11 protein-coding genes are annotated in these 18,941 nt (G+C 45.3%); 3 read left to right on the forward strand and 8 right to left on the reverse strand.

Features of this window, described 5'->3' with window-relative positions; genetic code table 11:
- Window positions 1-99: 99 nt before the first annotated feature.
- The gene (locus PHF32_02045; GenBank protein ID MDD4559511.1) at window positions 100-1,284 is read right to left on the reverse strand and encodes a hypothetical protein; all 1,185 of its coding nucleotides are present in this window, start codon (window positions 1,282-1,284) and stop codon (window positions 100-102) included.
- Window positions 1,285-1,370: 86 nt separating this feature from the next.
- On the opposite strand from PHF32_02045, the gene PHF32_02050 reads away from it, so the two are divergent.
- The gene (locus tag PHF32_02050; protein MDD4559512.1) at window positions 1,371-1,757 is read left to right on the forward strand and encodes a YraN family protein; all 387 of its coding nucleotides are present in this window, start codon (window positions 1,371-1,373) and stop codon (window positions 1,755-1,757) included.
- A 16-nt stretch (window positions 1,758-1,773) separates the two neighbouring features.
- Here PHF32_02050 and PHF32_02055 read toward each other — a convergent pair whose 3' ends face one another.
- The 4 genes from PHF32_02055 to PHF32_02070 form a co-directional block, all read right to left on the reverse strand.
- Entirely contained in the window at window positions 1,774-3,120 is a 1,347-nt protein-coding gene (locus tag PHF32_02055) for a GWxTD domain-containing protein (protein ID MDD4559513.1), read from the reverse strand.
- Window positions 3,101-4,222 carry a GWxTD domain-containing protein gene (locus PHF32_02060; GenBank protein MDD4559514.1) on the reverse strand — a complete coding sequence of 374 codons (1,122 nt, stop codon included), beginning with the start codon at window positions 4,220-4,222 and terminating at the stop codon, window positions 3,101-3,103. Before PHF32_02060 ends, PHF32_02055 begins: the two co-directional genes overlap by 20 nt.
- Window positions 4,200-7,643 carry a DNA polymerase III subunit alpha gene (locus PHF32_02065; GenBank protein MDD4559515.1) on the reverse strand — a complete coding sequence of 1,148 codons (3,444 nt, stop codon included), beginning with the start codon at window positions 7,641-7,643 and terminating at the stop codon, window positions 4,200-4,202. Before PHF32_02065 ends, PHF32_02060 begins: the two co-directional genes overlap by 23 nt.
- A 248-nt stretch (window positions 7,644-7,891) precedes the next feature.
- The gene (locus PHF32_02070) at window positions 7,892-8,356 is read right to left on the reverse strand and encodes a nuclear transport factor 2 family protein (GenBank protein ID MDD4559516.1); all 465 of its coding nucleotides are present in this window, start codon (window positions 8,354-8,356) and stop codon (window positions 7,892-7,894) included.
- A gap of 160 nt (window positions 8,357-8,516) precedes the next feature.
- Between PHF32_02070 and PHF32_02075 the strand changes: the two genes are divergently transcribed.
- Window positions 8,517-9,185, forward strand: a complete 669-nt coding sequence (locus PHF32_02075; GenBank protein MDD4559517.1) for a hypothetical protein — start codon at window positions 8,517-8,519, stop codon at window positions 9,183-9,185.
- 75 nt (window positions 9,186-9,260) lie between these two features.
- On the opposite strand, the gene PHF32_02080 is transcribed toward PHF32_02075, so the two are convergent.
- The 3 genes from PHF32_02080 to PHF32_02090 form a co-directional block, all read right to left on the reverse strand.
- Complete coding sequence (locus PHF32_02080) at window positions 9,261-11,252, reverse strand: FlgD immunoglobulin-like domain containing protein (protein ID MDD4559518.1); 1,992 nt, start codon at window positions 11,250-11,252, stop codon at window positions 9,261-9,263.
- A complete protein-coding gene (locus PHF32_02085; protein MDD4559519.1) occupies window positions 11,249-13,357 on the reverse strand; it encodes a hypothetical protein in 2,109 nt (702 codons plus the stop codon). Before PHF32_02085 ends, PHF32_02080 begins: the two co-directional genes overlap by 4 nt.
- 512 nt (window positions 13,358-13,869) lie before the next feature.
- Complete coding sequence (locus PHF32_02090; GenBank protein MDD4559520.1) at window positions 13,870-15,075, reverse strand: PDZ domain-containing protein; 1,206 nt, start codon at window positions 15,073-15,075, stop codon at window positions 13,870-13,872.
- Between the two features lie 283 nt (window positions 15,076-15,358).
- Between PHF32_02090 and PHF32_02095 the strand changes: the two genes are divergently transcribed.
- Window positions 15,359-18,217: a M20/M25/M40 family metallo-hydrolase gene (locus PHF32_02095; protein MDD4559521.1), complete on the forward strand. Its 2,859-nt coding sequence runs from the start codon at window positions 15,359-15,361 to the stop codon at window positions 18,215-18,217.
- The last annotated feature ends 724 nt before the right edge of the window (window positions 18,218-18,941 follow it).

The raw sequence follows: 18,941 nt of genomic DNA on the forward strand, positions 1-18,941 counted from the left end.
TGAATAAAAGCACGCCAGGATACAGCTTGCACCCTGGCGTACTGCTTCAACATAGGAAAGTATGAATCCTACGTTCCACCGCTATGTTATATGTATGCTTTAATCCCGTTCAGCTTTCAGCTCTTGAATCCAAGAACGAAGATCATCAAGAGACTTCTGGGCTTTCTCGCGTTCAGCACGCAACTGCTTCAACTCTTCCAGCAGATCCCGAACTTCGGGAGAGAGCTGAGAATAGGATGTGCTTCCGCCACTACCGGTAAGACCAGGTGTCTCCAGAGTGGTTCCGGAGCTGGATGTACCCAGAGCTACTTCTCCAGTGCCAGTTTTGGGTTTGGTCTCTTGCGGAGGAATGATAACTACTTCGCGATCTGTGGGATCAGTGGTTGTACCAGTCGGAGGAATAATGATACCTTCCTGAGGAGGCAGAGTACCAGAATCCACAAGGTAGGGTTCTTCCAGATCGCTATCCACGGCATAACGCTTCAGATCAGGACGACGCTGTGCTTCGGCATATTTGTCGAAGAGGTAAGAGAGAGCAAATGCAATTCTCAGGTTGTCTTCGTAACCATTGTCCTTAGTGAGGTCTTCCAGAGCTTGTGCTCCAACCTTGACGCCCCAGTTCTTCCAGCTGTATTTGACGCCAGCGTTGAATTCATGACCGTCGAATTCACCTTGCAGGGCAAGGTTTCTGATCGGAGACAATTCAGCAGACATAAACAGACCATTGAACCTACGGGCACGTCCTGCTTGACCTACGAAACGGTTTGAACCGATCCCGAGGTTGAACATCCATGGGATACCGAAAAGTACTGCCTGCTTTGATGCAACTGCATAAGGCGAATAGTTCTCGTATCCTGCTTTGTCCGGGTGAGTATAGAAGTCATCACCAGGAACCATGTCCTGAACTCTGTGATTAGTCATCGGAGACAGGATATTGTCCATACCTACAGAAATCTGCGGAATACGCGGAGTCTCCTGCAGTACCTTAAATTTTAAATTCAAAAAATATACCAAGGGTTCATCTTCAACTTTGTCGCCCACGAACAAACCTAGTTCCAAGCGGTTAAAGAGACCTACTCCGGCCATCATGTAGGGGACAAAGCCGTCGTATTCCACAGGCATTGCAATGTCACGATAATAACCGGCCAACATAAACTCTGCTGCCTTATGTGGTAATACATAGGCATCCGGAGTACGCAACATGCCAAGCGTCTGAAAAGGCGCTGCCTGCAAGAGGCCAAACATCGTCGCGATAACGATTACACTCAATATAACTTTTTTCATACTTCCCTCCACCTTTCGGTGATTAGTCTATTCATGTATCCTTCAATATCATTGACAATTTATACGTCAAGCTTTTTCTTGAGTCCATGAAACAAAGTTTAAACCAGGAACTGGCCCGAACAGGAGAAACCCTAGCCGTTGATTATCTCGTAACAAACGGCTACAATGTGCTTTGCAGAAACTTTCGAGTTAAACAAGGCGAGATTGATATCATCGTAGAAAAAAATCAACACCTCATATTTGTCGAAGTAAAAACACGTTCCTATCACTCTATTCAAACCGCTCTGGACAATGTCTCATATACCAAACAGAAGCATATTTCCAGAGTTGCACAAGTATATTGTAAGCAAAATCCTCAATATGACAAGTTCAATACTCGGTTTGATGTAATTGTCTTGCTCTTTAATGCCAGAAATGAGGAGTTTAGTATCCATCACTTCCCTGATGCATTTCTTCCGATTGCAGACCAGTAACTCATCAAGTCACTACTTAGTTTCTCAGGAGACTGGTATCGAAGTCTTCGCCAAGAAATCTCAGCCAATCCGGATTGGATACTTCCATATCATCTCCGGAAACATATATCAGGCGGTAGTTGTTGTTCATTTGAATATCTATGAATACGTAAACGGCACGGTTTCCGCTGGAGTACTTCCAGATCTGGTAATCCTTGCGGACAAAGCGGCTTTCATCCGAGCTGGTACCTTTTTCGATGTCTGAAGGGGCTCCGTTGCGAATATAGATTCTGCCCATATCGGAGGTCCAACCGGGTTTGAGGGATGAGTAGTATGTATTTGCATGGTCCACGCGTTCATGCACCAGATCGATGACATTCTGTTCGCTCATTCCGGTGCTAGTGGCCATGGTCTTCCAAAAGTTCGTAATGTGTCTGCGCTTTGCCTCCTCGTTCATGGCATCCCAGTTTGAAGGCAATTTGCTGGCCATAAAATAGCGCATCAGTCCATATTCATCCTCGGTATCGGGGAAGAGGCTCAGCATCAATTCCACTTCCTCGGAGATCACAAAGTCGAAGCTTCGGCTGATTGTGGATTCTCCAGCTTGCAAGCTGATAGTACCCTCATATATCCCGGCTTTTAGGTCTTCCAGCGGGATCTTCAGGCTAATCCCTTCACTGGGATTGTGGGGAACAATATCCATATACTCATCCATCACCAGCTCGTCTTTATGCTCTAAACTTAATATCAATAGTTGTGCCATTCCCATTTCTTCTTCTGGAGTATATATCTCAAAATAGATGTGAGCGTTATCGTGGTATTCCCGGTTTAGAATTATTGATGGCAGGGATTCGAAGACTTTGCCATTGCGCCGAAACTTCTGCAGAAAGGAGCTGCTATCGGCATATACCCGGCTGTTTAGTTCCACATCGCTGATGCGGGTATCGGTGGGTAGAGCGTCGATTTCAAAGCTGTAGATGAAGCTTTTGTTGCTGTTTACGTCCACAGCCTTGAAACTGAGGGTATAACTATGCGGATCCAGCATGAAGCTCATGCGGTTCAGATACGATTTTTGTGTGGATAGTGCGTCGTGTTTGCTGCTGATGCCGATATTGTCGGTAATACTCTGAGTATAGACCACTGAGTCCTGGTTTGATATCTGTACTTCCACATCCACTTCAGCAAAATAGGCGTTATTCTTTGCTATAAATATCAGGGAGCGGTAGGGGATTTGATAATCGAGTAGCAGAACAGTGTTCTTATCCGTACCGAGAAAACGACTATAATCAATATGCATGTGCAAGCGTTCTTGTGCTGCGACTCCCATGCATAGCAGCAGTATCGTCAGGCATAGCGAGATTCTTTTAATTATCGATGTACTCATCTTCTTTATTCCTCAATGTGTATTGCCCGAAACCACGCTCATCAACAAAGACGAAACTGCGGTTCAGGTGAAAATAATGCCAGGTTATACTGGGTGGTCGTCCGATCGGGAATGTGTCACTGGCAATCTGGTCTGGTTGTCCATACTTGATAAAAATCCTTCCCCGGTCGGATTTCCAGCCTTGCATGCGTTTATGAATGCTAAATTGTTCATCGGCTTGCAGCACACGCTGATAAAAGAACTCTCGGTTCTCATTGCGCAGAGTACCGGGGGTGGGGTCGTTGGCTTGCCAGAAGCTCTCAATTGCTTCTGAGCGTTTATTGGCTGCAACTCTGCGCAGGGTTTGCCATTGGTTTTGATTTGCCACATAGCGCAGTTGAGCGATCTGGTCTTTCAGAGAATAACGGAGATTGAAGGAAAACCATGGTTTATACAGCAAAGGTTCCAATTGATAACGGATGTTCATCTCATCCACTGATATCTGCAGATTCTGAATGCTATCTTTTTCAGTGATGCTCTTCAGATCCAGCTCAAAGGGGCTGATTGGATTCTCATAGACATGTTCTTCTCCATCCAGATCCAAACGCAATTGACTGGCGCCGACCGCGAAACTATGTCTCAAGGTCAGGCTATCCAGACTTTTCACACTCATGTTATCCGGGAGATAGGAGAAGTCCTCTCGCTTGGCGATCAAGTAGGCCTGACCCAATTCGGTGGCTTGGCTGCCAACGCTGAAATTACGGCTGAAGCTTTGTTTATCTCCCAATTTACGATTCCTCAAGCTTACGTTTAACTGATGATTTCCCGTTGTCAGATTATAACTCTTGTAGAAAGGGATGGCGGTGCCTATCAGCCAATCTCGTCTGGGAATCTGCAAGCGGGATTCATCCACTGCTACTTGTTTTCCGCGGGAATTTGTGATCTGAGTGGATACCTGATACTCGGAGTAATCGGCATCTTTGGCAAAGATGAAAATATCGTATGGGAAGAGTATCCAGATATCCACTCCGCTCGCGTAGTTTTCTATCATTATTTCCTGACCAAATACAGGCAGGCATGACATGGACAGTATTGCCAGGCTAAGCAGGATTCTGCGAAACACTGAAAATCTCCAGTTTGTAATTTATCTTTTGTGCATCCAGCCAAGCTAATACGCTGTTATCCGGAAAAACGCTGTGCTTGGTTTGCAGGGAATAATACTCATTATCTTTAGTTTCTACTTCTACAAATAGGGAGACTTGCCCCGGTTTGCGTTTTATCCAGCTGGCCACTTCCACCAAAACACCTTTCTTGATCTGAGCTTGATTGAGTCTCAGCTTCAGGTTGCCACCCAGTTTTTGCGGTAGTTCATCAAACAATATCAACTCCGCTGGTAGCACCCTCAATATGCCGTCATCATTACCGTTGAAGCCGCTTTTGTTGCCCAAGACATAATACACTTTTCCCACCTGTATCAAAGGGAAAAACTTCACAAAATCTTTGTTGAAGAGTGGTACTTCAAACTTACCGTTAAGGTCTTCCATTTCCACAAAAGCTATGGGATCGCCCTTGGAATCCTTTTTTCTGCTGATGTTTGAGACGATTCCTACCATTTGCAGTTCGCTGTTCTTGGTCTTACCGCTGATGGAATTGGCATTGCAGATGTTTTTAACCAAGCTGCGGTATTCGAAAAGGGGATGTCCGCTCATATAGAATCCCAGTACTGCTTTCTCCTGATCCAGTTGATACAGATATGTCCAATCCTCTACACTGGGCAGGGGCGGGAAATAATCGCTATCGTCTTCTTTATCTGCGAAAAGGTCAAACAAGGTGGTTTGTCCTCTTCTGCGGTCGCGTTGATCTCCGCTGGATAGCGCCAGGGCTTGTTCTATTACTGCCCATTTCTGTGCTCTGCTACCTTCCAGTTCGTCCATTGCACCGCTGGCGATCAGGCTTTCCAGCACAGTTTTGTTTACTGAGGAGCTATCCAGTCGCGAGCAGAAATTGAAGATACTGCTAAAGGGGCCGTTGTGAGCACGCTCTTCTATGATCGCGCGCATTGCAGCATCTCCCAGGTTCTTGATGGCTCTCAAACCAAAAAGCACATCGCAATCGTGAACGCTAAATTCTGCATTACTGCGATTGATATTAGGCGGGATAATGTTGATGCCCATGCTTTTGCATACTTCGATCTTGATCGGGACAGCGCTGGGATCATCTTCCAGGGAGAGCAGAGCGGCCATAAACTCTACCGGGTAATGAGCCTTAAGCCATGCCGTTTGATATGCCACCAATGCATAGCATGTGGCATGACTCTTGTTAAAAGCGTATTCGGCAAAATGAAGCCAATCCTGCCAGATCTTTTCGATGGTGCTGGATGGGACCTGGTTTTTTGCCGCTCCTTCGATGATCTTTTCTCGGAATTTCATCATCAATTCGGAGTTTTTCTTGCCCATGGCTTTGCGCAGAGTATCTGCCTCACCACCAGTAAGCCCGCCCAATTCCCGCGATATCTGCATCACCTGTTCCTGATATATCGTTACGCCATAAGTACCTTTCAGGGCATTTTCGACCAAGGGGTGATCGTAAATAACCTTCTCTTTTCCGTGTTTACGAGCGATGTAGCTATCGATGAACTGCATGGGACCTGGTCTATACAGCGCTACCATCGCAATGAGATCTTCAAACATATTGGGTTTCAATTCGATCAGGTATTTGCGCATACCATCGCTTTCAAACTGAAATACACCGTCGGTTTCGCCTTTACTGAGCATGGAATACACTTTTTTGTCATCAAGGGGGATGCTATCGATATCAATACTTTCATTGTGGCTTTCTTGCACCAGATCGATGGTTTTCTTGATCAGTGTAAGGGTTTTCAATCCCAGGATGTCCATCTTCAGCATTTTCAGCTCATCCAGCCATTTGCCTTCATACTGAACTAGGATAACCTTTTCTCCGTCTTTTTGGATGCTGCAGGCCAGAGGAACATACTCAGTCAGATCTCCAGGGGCAATCACTACTCCGGCGGCATGAATACCGGTTTGACGCACCAGACCTTCCAATACCATGGAATGTTTCAAGATGCTTTGATACAATTCATTCTGATTGATCAGATGTACAAATTCCGGGAATTGCTTTTGTGCTTCTTCCAGGCTTTTTACCAGACCGGGGATGGTCTTAGTGATGGTGTTGGCATCTGCTGCAGGTACAGAAAGCACTCGCGCCACGTCCTTGATTACGCTTTTCGCGCCCAGAGTGCCGAAGGTAATGATCTGGGTTACGCTTTCCCGTTTATATTTCTGTACTATATAATCAATGACTTTTCCCCGTTTATGCGCGCAGAAATCTATGTCGATATCCGGCATGCTGACGCGGTCTGGATTCAAAAAGCGCTCGAAGAGCAAACCGTACTTGATGGGGTCAATTTTGGTGATGTTCAATAGATAGGCAATAATGCTGCCTGCTGCCGATCCGCGACCAGGACCCACCGGAACATCCTGCTTGCGGGCATTGTCGATGATGTCCTTCACCACCAGGAAGTAGCCCTCGAAGCCCATACGCTTGATCACGCCCAGCTCATATTCTATTCGATCGCGAACCTCCTCATTAAGCTGGGGATACTTGATCCGAGCTTCTTGATAACACAGATGGCGCAGATATTCTCCCATTTCGCTAAATTCTGGAGGTGTCTCCACCTTGGGTAAAAGAAATTTGTCGTATCGCAATTCCAGATCTATGCGGTCAGCAATTTTAACTGTGTTCTCGAAGGCTTCAGGCAGATCAGGAAATATTTCCTGCATTTCCTGAGGAGATTTAAAGTATAGTTGAGTAGTATTATAGCGCATTCTGCCGGGGTCGTTCAGCAGTTTCCCAGTCTGTATGCAGAGCAGGATATCGTGAGCTTCATGGTCTTCCTGATGCAAGTAGTGGCAGTCGTTGGTCAGTACCAGCGGGATGTTCAGCTCTTTTGCCAGATCGATCACCTGGGGCATCACCGTCTTTTCCATTTCGAGGTTGTGGTTTTGGATCTCCAGATAGTAGCGATCTCCAAAGAGCTCTTTATACCACAATGCCGCTTCCCGCGCTTCCCGAACCCTGTTATTGCTGAGTAGGGAGGGAATCTCGCCTTTTATACAGGCAGAAAGGCAGATCAAACCTTCGCTGTGTTTCTGGAGCAAACTCTTGGAAATGCGTGGTTTATAATAAAAACCCTTGATATAAGACATCGAGGATAGCTTCATTAGATTCTGATAGCCTTGATAGTTTTGAGCCAGCAGAACCAGGTGATTGCGGGGATCATTCTTGCTTAGTTCGTCTTCCAATTCGCCACTGATAATGTATGCTTCAATGCCGATGATTGGTTTGATATCCGCCTTTTTGGCCGTTTTGTAAAAGTCTATTACTCCAAACAGATTACCATGATCCGTGATTGCCACCGCAGGCATACCCATGTCTTTGGCCAGTTTTACCATCCGGTCAACCCGGCAGGCACCATCTAAAAGACTATATTGGGTGTGGTTGTGTAAATGTACAAAAGACATGATCTACTCCATCTCGCTCTTATGATTCATTGTTTGGGACGATGCCTTATATGTCAATTGAAATCCTTTGTCTTTAGTGACTCGTCAAGGCATGAATGTCGTTTTGCTACTGGGCTGCCAAATTCCCAAAAGGCAGATACTTCTGCCGAATGAATCAAAAGCTCCCTTCGGTACGAGCTTTCTAATGGGCACAATTCCACCATGAGGCTGGATTGCCTCAAAGCATGGAAGAATGGACGCTTAGTTTGTTACTCCCAGGATTCGTGTAAATGGCTAACCTGCCACCGTCCGTCCTGCTTTTCCCAAAGCCATGTTTCAGTGTAGTTCATCGATTCCTGATAGCCCTGATTGTCAGTGCTGTCACCCTTCATCTGTGCAGTATACAGTACGGTGGTAGGCTGGATGAAGCGGATGTTGTGTTCTACGATGCTCAGGTTTTGGGAAGTGAAGCCAGAAAACTCCTCTTTGGTGATGTCAATCAGATCCTGTTTACTATAGGCTGCGCCGGACATATAGAAATTTGCTTCAGGACCGTCGGTCAAATACTCTTCCAAGGCTGATGTACTTAGGTTGTTTGCTGCTTGGACGACTCTGTCCACATTTGCTTCAACTTCAGAGAGAATGGCGTCAATTTCTTGCTGAGAAAGCTCAGGGGCTTTTTGGCTACAAGCAAATAGACTGAGTAAAATCACGATTGTACACAGTATTCTCATATGTATCTCCTACTTAGCACATTGTGCAGATGCTTTTTTCCATCATATTCCGAAAATAAAATCAGTCAAGCGATATCTGTGTTCTGTGCACATTCAGATTCCGGGCTTGACAGCATAGAGCATTTAATTATATTGCCATCATCAAACTAAAGGACAAAAAATGGATTACAAAGATCAAGAAACGGGTCTTGCCCCCGAAAACCCGGATTATACCAGCTACGAAAGCGAAGAGCTGGAGCGTTTGTTTGAAAGTGCCGAAACTGATAGTGAAGTGTATAAGGCTATCATGGATGAATTAAGCAACAGAGGTTACGACTTCACCCCCGCGGACACATTGATTGATATCTCCGATGATGCAACTCTACCGAAATTAGAACCATTGCGTTACAGCATCGGTGGCACACGCATCTGGAATATTGTAGCGCTTATTGTCGGCATAGTTGGAGCATTTTTCTTTCTAAGGGTTCAATCCTCATTTAGCGAAGTAGATGCTTCTCTCCGTATTATGGTATATTCAATGGTGCTTCTATTGATAAGCCTTAGTTATCTGATCTCAGGGATCAGGCTTCTGGCAAATCATAAGGATCCCAATAACCCATTGCGCGCGGTATTCACTTTTGAATACTGGTTTCTGGCTATGCTCTGGTTCGCCTTTGGCGCATACGAGATCTTTGTCGCAGTAAAGGGTTTTATAATGTATTGGAACATGCAGCTGGGTTTAAGCATTTCTATGTATGCTGTGATTCCGTCCATTGCTATGACCTTGTTCAGCTTTATGTTGGGAATGGCCATGCTGTACCTGGCGCTGGAGCTGAAAGTAAAACAGTAGATAAGCCGGATTATCGGCTCTTTAGAACACTATGGAAAAGGGGGCGGATAGCATTACCCGCCCCGGTTGTTGAGCTTATTTTATCAATAGTAGCTTGTGCTTGGATATCTTGTCTCCGCTCTTCATCCTTAGGTAATATACTCCGCTGGCGCAGCTCCTACCTTTATCATCTTTTGTATCCCAAGCAAATTCATTGAGTCCGCCTGCACATATCCCATTGCTGAGATTGCGCACTTTCTGCCCCTTGCTGTTATACACATCCAGCTTCACATGAGCGCTTTTATCCAGTTCAAAGTTGATCCGGGTCTGTCCCGAGAAGGGATTGGGATAATTTGTTAGTTTGGGTACTGCAGTAATCAGTTCGTCCTCAACTGCGATGTAGGTGAGATTAGCCAGTAAAGTGCGGCTTTCCAGATACACTTCATCGGGGTTGTAGTAAACCGCTCCCACTTTGATCTCATAATAGGTAATGGGATTCATCCCGCTCAGGTTATAGTTGCGACTGTCTCCCGGAATTTCAATGATGTTCCATTGCGAAGCCGGTTGTCCGTACTCTTTCCATGCTACTTCAAAGTGATGGGGATTGGTCATGGAAAACCAGTTCAATACAAAGGTATCCGGGGCCTGATTTTGGATGGCTTTCAGATAAGGGATTGAGGTGAGATCACCTTCTGGATCTACATAGAAATCATTATCAATGAAGGATTCTATCGCTTGAGACTGAGTCTTCAGATCATCCAGGGAGTCTCCTACAAATTGAATCACATAGAAAGTGATGGATTCATGAGGTTCCAGAGAGAGACGATACAGGTAGTTACCCTCGTTATCTGTTTCATCGTATTCAACCATCCCCGGTTGAGCCCCATACAAGGTGTTCAGCACTCTGGTATCGTTGGGACTGGGCTGCTCATACTCGTCCACGTTAGGATTTTCCGGTCGCAGGGGAGTATATTTCGATGGATCGGGATTTCTGCCGGTCGCCAGCCAATACTTCTGATTTGCTGTTATAGTATATGGGATGTAGTTCAGGGGATTATAATCATCCGGTCCGTCACCTACCCGCCAGTACCATGCGTGATTCTTCGAGAAGGGCAGATTTGGTATATAGACTTTGGATGCTATATAATACGGTATCTGCCCGAAGCCTGTATTGGCATCCCTACTATAGGCAAATTCATAGCCCTCACCTTTCACAAATCCGCTTTTATCATCTGAGGCAATTACAATGCTCCCGGAAGCCGGGCCCATATCTGCATCAAAGTAGTGAGAGATGGCCAAGTCTTCGATCTTGGCTTCTGCGTTGGTATTGTATATCACATGCTTCTGAACCAAGTACTTATAATAATCCTGAACGGGCCAGCTATATGTTTCCTGATGTACTGCCAGACCCAGGGGATAATGGGTGTTTACGCTAGAAGAGGAACCATAATCCCGATCACCTTCAGTGCCAAAGGGACAATAGTCGTAGAAATAAGCGCTGTGAGTAATGAAGCCTGGAGTTTCGAATGAGCCTTCCTGGGCTATGGAAAAACAGAAGGTCTCGCTATTGAAGGGATCGAAGGGGATCGGAGCGGGAACTCCCATAAGGCTTTCCAATACTCTATCATTCTCATAATAGTACGCGGCATTCGGTAGTATGGAAGGTAATTCATACTCATTCAAGGGATTGTATGCCGGTAGTAGTTCATGAAGATCATCATCACCATCCACTCCTATGGAACTAAGTGTGTCTTGAACTGCGACCAGATCTGGATTCCAGAGCTCATGCCCCTCGTACACCAAATCATTGGCATCCTGAGGTGGATAGTGTAGCCAATACAATTGGCGGCCCAGATCATCTTTGCGGTATCTCTTGCCCGAGATCCAGATGCCGGATTGATACAATAGGCGATAATCCTGTAGATAGTTCAAAGAGGATATTATGCCATAATTGCTTAAAGTGAAGTCAAAAATTCCGTTGTCCACATAATAATCATTCATCATTCGATCCGGGTTTCTCTCTTCAAGGGGCAAAGCCCATGCAGCGATAGCCAGCAACATCAGGGTAATCAACATTAGACGTTTCATTGTTTCCTCCCTTGAGCATAATCTTCAGCCAGAAAATATTCTGCCACCAATTCCAGCATGTTGGCTACGGCTTCCTCCTGCATGTAGGACAGAGGGAATGTGAATACTGCAACCTTGGATTGGCCGCTGTTGTGGCGATATCCCACATATTTCGAGGAATAATATTCATACTGTTCCTGTGTGGGTGGGAAGACTTCGTGGTCTACTGGTTTACAACCGACCGAATAAATCCAATCCAGATCAAGCGCTGGGTCAAGGAGCAGAACAGCCGATAGACCTTGTCCGAGTTCCACAATGGGATTGAAGGGATCTCCCAGATTGAGTGGAATATCCCCATACTGCTGCAGTCCAATACCCTTAATAAAGAATGGATTCAAATGTAGCCCCGTACCCATTACTTCCAGTAAGCCAGGATCGCTGATCCCAAACTTATCACTGATGATATGCTCAGTATAATAATGCATGCTCGTTTCTGTGATGAAGTTCATCAGTTTGTGTGTACCACTTAGAATCAGGTTTCCATTATTACTCAGATAGATATTCAAAGCATCCAGATGATTCCTAAGATCGACTGATGACACAGGATTATCTGCGTGGAACAATACAGCCTTGCGATTCATCATTGCAGCCGCTGATACTGTTTGACCAAATTCCATGGAATATACCGGCGCCAATGTACTCGGTACCACATTGGAGTAGAACGAATCGACATAATAATCAGGAGACATATTTGCATTGTCCGAATCGCCATCGATAATCAACAATCCATCTCGTGCAGAAGGAGCGTCATAATGCGCCAGGTTGAACTCATATCGGCATACATCACTCAATTCACCCTGAAGATCTTCCGCCATCACCTCAAACAAATGAATCCCATCATTCATGTTTTCAAATACATGATATCGGCTCATATGGTTCAGGTTATGAATTCTCAGCCAGGGGTTTCCATTAGTATCATTAACTATTTCAGAGCCTGCATAATAATCCTGATTAGGGAAGGGGTCACTATCAAAACGCAACCAGAAAGCGACTATGTTGCTGGAGTAATCTACCCCGTTTTCGTCCAGGACAACATTGGTTTCCCAAGTGTTTATGGGGTTATTATCGTTGTATTGTCCACTGTATCCCCATTGGATGTGCAGCTTGAAATCCACGGAGTTGATGGCTTCCCATACTCCTTCATTATTCCACAGAGACCTGAAATAACCGTTGTTGTTAGTAGGTAAGGGTGGATCCCATCCGGGATCTTGCATTGTATAATGATAGGCTCCGATACCTACGGCGGTTTGGGGGTAGATCATAGCTACTGGCCGGAATCCAGATATAGCCCGGAATACAAATGATCCCGGATCCTGTTGGATGACCCCGGTTCTGCTTACCACATAATATTCGAACTCTGTGAAACTATCGCCTTCATTGCTCAGTATTGCCGGCTCGGAGTGTTGAGACAGATGAATCCTGCGGATGTCTGGGCAGTCTATGGAATTGTACCAGGTTCCCTCCGAGACTACATTGTGGTCGGAATCAAGTTGATTGATGCGATACATGAAATGATGAGCGTAATTGCCGTCCACATATACATCACCAATCTCCTCCGTCAAAATGAATTCGATCCCCAGAGTATAAGTGCCCCCATACTCTGAGGGGCTAATCAATCTGCTACCGAAAATCCGATTGCTCTTGAACGGTGAGGACAGCTCTTCTATATGTCCATCCGGAAACCTGATCCTGGCGCTTACGGAATTTACCAGGTTAGTCAGACTTCCATTTACAGATTCAAAATCGAAACTCAATTCGTCTTTATCTGTCCAAATGGTAGCACCGGGCCATAATATCCAGCCGGAATCATCTGTTTCAATACCCGGCAGGGAAAGATTTTGAAGAGTCTCCACTTTGTAGGCATAGGTGAAATTCTCCGGATTATGAGATTGTACTGCGATAATCTGCCTGAATCTATACTCTCCATTTTCCAGATCAATCTTCTCCTCAGCGAAATTGAGTGTGGGATACCCCGATACTTCCGGAGCCACAGTCTTACGACTTTCGCATGAAATTAATAAAACCAAAAGCACAATATAAAGAAATGGTTTCATTAGCCTGTTCATAATACCTCCTTATAGAACCAAAGAATTTTCTAATATTCAAATGTCGTCTTGGCTGTCAAGCAATATTTTTGTTTTGGCGCATCAATACGATCGGGGCCTCCAAAGCTGAGCGCAGCAAAGGTTTGGGGTAAAGGAGACGTATCGTAGCTTTCCGAAGCTACGTCTCTCTCTCGGAGCTACGGATCTACAAGTCGCCTTCTACTCAAACCTACACTATAATGAGATCACATGAAGTAGAAAGAGCCACACCATAAGAGTACAATTCACTATCTGCAAGGGCTCTTTCATCCCCATGCTTCAAGCAGTGCTGAAGTAGATATAATCGGGGGATAGTCGAGTGCTCACTCGATGATAACGGGATAATATCTGCTTCGCCAATAGATGAAATACTGGGAAAGATTAAGGATGAAGTAGGGGAGAACATCTGTGCTAGCTTATTATGCAGAATATAAAAAAGGCCCCTTCCGGAAAGAAGGAGCCAGGATGTTTAGGGAGTGCTTTTGTTTATAGCTTTAGAAACCGAACCAAGGGCCGATACTAATGGTCATGCCTTGGAAGGGAGTGTCCGGAGAACCGTGAACTTCAAAGGTTTCATCATCCAGACCGTGCACGCGCCAATCTCTTGTGAGAGAGTAGCCATAAGTATAGCCCACTTCAGCACGGAGGCCCATCCATGAAAGCACGCGATACATAATCTCGGCTCTGGGTTGAACGTTCAGATAACCTTTATGCAGCAGGAAATGAGTGTTGTTTGATCCGGTGATGGTATCTGGTAATTCTCCCCAGTTGTAATTTCCGTCGGTATTTATGAATTCTAAATCGTGGTAGGATCCGCCAACCATCAAGCCCATGCCCACCAAGAGGTTCTTGGTGATGGGGATGCGTTTATCTAAAGTGACGCCACCCAGCAAGTTCTTGTATCTCATATATATCTGATAGTTGCTCATGCCCACTCTGTTGTTCTGAGTCTTTTTGGTATCCTCAAACCACGTGATCTGACCGCCCAGAAAGTATCCTTTACCGATGCTGAGCTTTCCGCCCAAACCTTGTTGCAAGAGGCCGTCTTCACGGAATTTGTTGAAGCCCAGGGAATCATGAGTCACGATGGAGTTGATGTCTTCCATATCCAGATCTATCCACATAGGTATCCAGGTACCACCGCCATAACCAGCACTCAGTTTCTTCTTGCCGGGAACTTTTGGATCCGTTACATCTACCAGGTCTTTATTACGGCTGCCAACCGTCATATCCATGCTTTCGGTTTTACCGTCACGAAACAGGCGGAGGCTGATTTGATCACCGGCGCGAAGGCTATTACGAATCTTTTCGAAAGTAGCGTAATTCGTAACTTCCTTTCCGTTAATATGAGTGATCACGTCGTCTTCACGTAAACGGAAATGCCATGCGGGAGAATCCTCGACTACCCCTGTGATCAGTACTCCAATCGTGCCATTGTAATGCAGCTCTTGAGCTTTGGGGAAAGTGAGATCCTCCAGATACAAACCAAAATAAGCGGCATCCTTTGCTTCTCTATCCACATTCATTCTAAATTGGAAAATTGAATCCGTGTTCTCCACATCTTTCAGATCATTCAGCTTCATGATGATGAGTTGATCTTCCTTTTCCTCTGTGTCCTTTGTTGTTTCTTCGGCTTCCTGAGCCAATAAGGGTAGTGCAGTCAGCAATACTAACAGGGTTAGCATAAATAGCTTCTTCATTGGTTGTCTCCTATTAATTTTGTCATTATCTACCGCATCTAATAAGCAAGACTTGTGCCAATTAAGTGCTGAGTGATAATATACTGTAGAGTAATGACTTGCCTGATCTGGATTAATCCAGAACCAGCTAACGTATATCGATATGATATGGAAATATATCCAATTGATTATCACGAATGGCTTGGCCTTGTTATCGATACCACCGAGGGGTTCAAAAAAACGCCCTAGCTGGAATGTAAATTGCAACAATTTTAGTTTAGCAAATCTTCAAAAGGAAGAGCAAATGAAACGAACCATAATTCTGGCTATTCTGGTGAATATAGCAGCGCTTCTGAGTGCGTCGGGCTTACAATTGTCTGTTTTGACTGCAGAGAAAGGTATTGATCCGCTGAAGTGGGTGAAAAGTCCCCAAAGAACAGACGCTACAATATATTATTACAATGACGAGTATATAATAGCTGCCTTGGATCCTGCAGTGTATCCGGACTTTGAATACCTGGGTATGCCTGCAGGCAGAGAGAAGCTATATCTGATTGAATCGCCAGATTCTCTGGAGCGTATAAAGATTCAGACTCTGGGCAGTATCCACCAGCTACCAAATGGCGATATGTTGCTGTTCTCAGAAGTCGGGGAAGTGAAATTACGCTCTGAATGTAGCTCTCAGTTTATCAATCTGCTCCTCAATCCGATAACGGTTCAGGACAGTGATTTTGGCTATCCTGAGGTGCTGGAATATAGAACTGAGCTTGCGCAATTGTCCCAGATGGTATCGGCAGACAGTGTGGAAGCATTTATCCAGTCTCTGCAAGATATGCAGACACGCTATGCTTTGGCAGACAACCGCTTGGAAGTGGCGAACTGGATCAAGAACACCTTTCAACGCTTTGGTATCAGCAATGCTCATCTGCAGGAATTTACCTGGAATGATACTCAGCAATACAATGTGGTCGCTACCATAGAAGGCACCATGTTTCCGGATGAATACGTGGTAGTAGGCGGACATCACGATTCCATAACTTATACGAATCCCTTAGCTTTTGCCCCGGGAGCAGACGACAACGCTTCGGGAGTGGCAGCCGCCTTGGAGACAGCCAGGGTATTGGTGCAGGCAAATTATCAGCCAAAATGCAGCATCCGCTTTGTTACTTTTGCTGCTGAAGAATTCGGTTTGTATGGATCGCACTTCAGCGCTCAGAACAGTGTGGATATGGGCGAGAACATTCGACTGATGGTAAATCATGATATGATTGCGAATAACCCCGACAACCTTGATACAGTGCGGTTGATGCCCTACGACGGCAATTTGGCACAAAGCGAGTATGCAAGTATGTTGGTGAGTGAGTATAGCTCGTTGAGCGCAAATTTTGGCAACCTGAATAGCTCCAGCAGCGACAGCTTTTCCTATTGGAGCAGGGGTTATCCGGTAATATATTTCTATGAACAGGATTTTAGCCCCGTGTATCACAGTAATGAGGATGTGGTTGCCAATCTGAATCCAGCTTATTGTGCGGAAGTGATAAAAGGCTCTCTAGTGAGCACCGTAAGCTTTGCGAATATGCCGAAAGTAGTATCCGGATTGGAAGTACGGGACTATGGTGACGGAAATTCTCTGCTGGTATCCTGGCAGGAACCCCTTGATTCCGATATCGATCATGTGATGCTGCATGTCAGCACGGGGGATCCGGAACAAAGCGAAGCGATAGCCGTGTATGATGCTGACAGTTATGTGGTTACAGGTCTGGTGGAAGGGCAAATGTATAATGTGATGGTATATACGGTAGATACCTCGGGAAACGATAGCTATCGCCAATATTCATCCGGAGTGCCCTTCAGTAGTCCAATGGCACCGCAGGATTTTACCGCCAGCCCAATCCCAGATGCAGTAAGGTTGAACTGGAGAACAAATCAGGAATGCGATCTGGCGGGGTATAGTATCTATCGTAGCACGGATTTCGGCGCATCCTTCTCTCTACTTACCACAGCAGATGCAAGCGACAGTACATATATAGATACTGATGTCTTTGGCAGTGTGGAACAGTATTATTACTATCAAATGCAAGCCATCGATAATGATGGTAATACAAGCGAATATGGAAGCCAGAGTATATCACGTCCGGTAAGCCTAGATCAAGGAATTCTGATAGTGGACGAGAGCTCCGATGGTAGCGGCTCAAATCCCTTTCAACCCACAGATGAAATGGTGGATCAGTATTATGCCAATGCTATGGATGGCTTTGATCATGATACTCTGGATATAATAACGCTTGACCGGGATCTGAGCTTATACGATATTTGCGTATACTCCACAGTAGTGTGGCACAATACGGATCTCTATGACGCAAGCTCCCCCTATTACATCAGGGAGGTGATTCGGGATTATATTGCTTTTGGAGGCAAGCTGCTTTATACCGGCTACAATCCCACCAAAGCATTTGAACTCAATGCCGGATATCCTGTATATTTTGATGCGGACTCATATATAAACAGTGTTTTGGGAATTTCCGGGGCAAACTTCAGTACTCTGGCACGCTTTTCTGGGGCGATCTCCCAAGTGGATCAATTTGGAGACTTTACGATCGATCCGGATAAAACCTTTGAATTCCTGGAAGACCATATTACCAGGGTGGAAGCTCTGTATCCGGCCCCCGGAGCGCAAGTGTGGTACACTTATGCAACAGAGTATGAGCAGAATTCAGCTTACGGAGAATATGAAGGCTTGGCTGTAGCGGTTTACCATGAGTATGGCGAGGGAAAAAGCGCAGTATTCAGTTTTCCCATCTACGCAGCTAATCAGGGGGATCAACTGCAACAAATATTAACTGTTGGTTTCGGGGAATCGGTAAGCAATGATGATGCCCTGGCTCCGGTTTCACCAGCATTGCAGATTGCAGCAATATATCCCAATCCCTTCACAAAAAGTACCAGACTGGTAGTAAAGGGAAGTGATGAAAAGCAAATATCGGATATGAAGATTTACAACCTGCGGGGACAGCTGGTGCGCAGCCTTGGCGCAACGAAAAGCGGAGAATACGATTGGGATGGAAAGGACGACAATGGGCAGACTATAGGTAGCGGAATCTATTTCGCACGAATCCGCCAGCAGGGCAGGACGGCTCAACGGAAGCTGCTAAGATTGAAGTAGGGCAGAGCTGCCAGACTGAGACGCCTGGATGAACACGCAGAAATCATCATGTCTGAGTGTGGAAGTTATAGAACTCATTGTTCAACATACTGTTGATGGGACTCTTAAGCTTTGTTGCCTGAAGGCTGGCTATCCCGGAAAACAGAGAGCGTGATCCCTGAAGCATAATGATCAGCATCAGATACATCATGTACTGAATCGGATATCTCTTATCTTTTCCAATGCCATGTCGCCGGAGAACACTCACTAACTTGAACCGCCTAAATAGGAAACTGGTATTGCTTTCTACCAGATTTGAAGTTTTGACTTGACTGATTTGGGCTATTCTTAGATAATTCACTTTAACACCTCGTTGTTATTCATTGCCTAAAGCATAAAGCAACAATAATATACGAGGTGTTTTTATCAAGAAGTATTTTAAGCTATTTTACTGCCTCTCAATCACTTGGGCTACTAGGAAAGATTAGTTAGTTAGTGACTAAAGCGGTACCAATGCAGATATAATCCCGTTATGATGCAATGACCACAAGATGATAGCGGGATTATGTCTCGTTTGGCAGCTATCTAAGCAAGGGGCAAGAGGAGTGTAGGGCAGCTTGGAAACGGAGCACTTTGTATCCGGATTTCCGGGTGAAATATATGGCTCTGTAATTGATTGATATACAAGCAAATAAAAGCCATGATTATTTCAAGAAAGTTCTTGACAGATTCGGTATATCATTTT

The sequence above is a fragment of the Candidatus Cloacimonadota bacterium genome (genome assembly GCA_028706475.1).
Taxonomy (GTDB): Bacteria; Cloacimonadota; Cloacimonadia; order Cloacimonadales; family Cloacimonadaceae; genus UBA5456.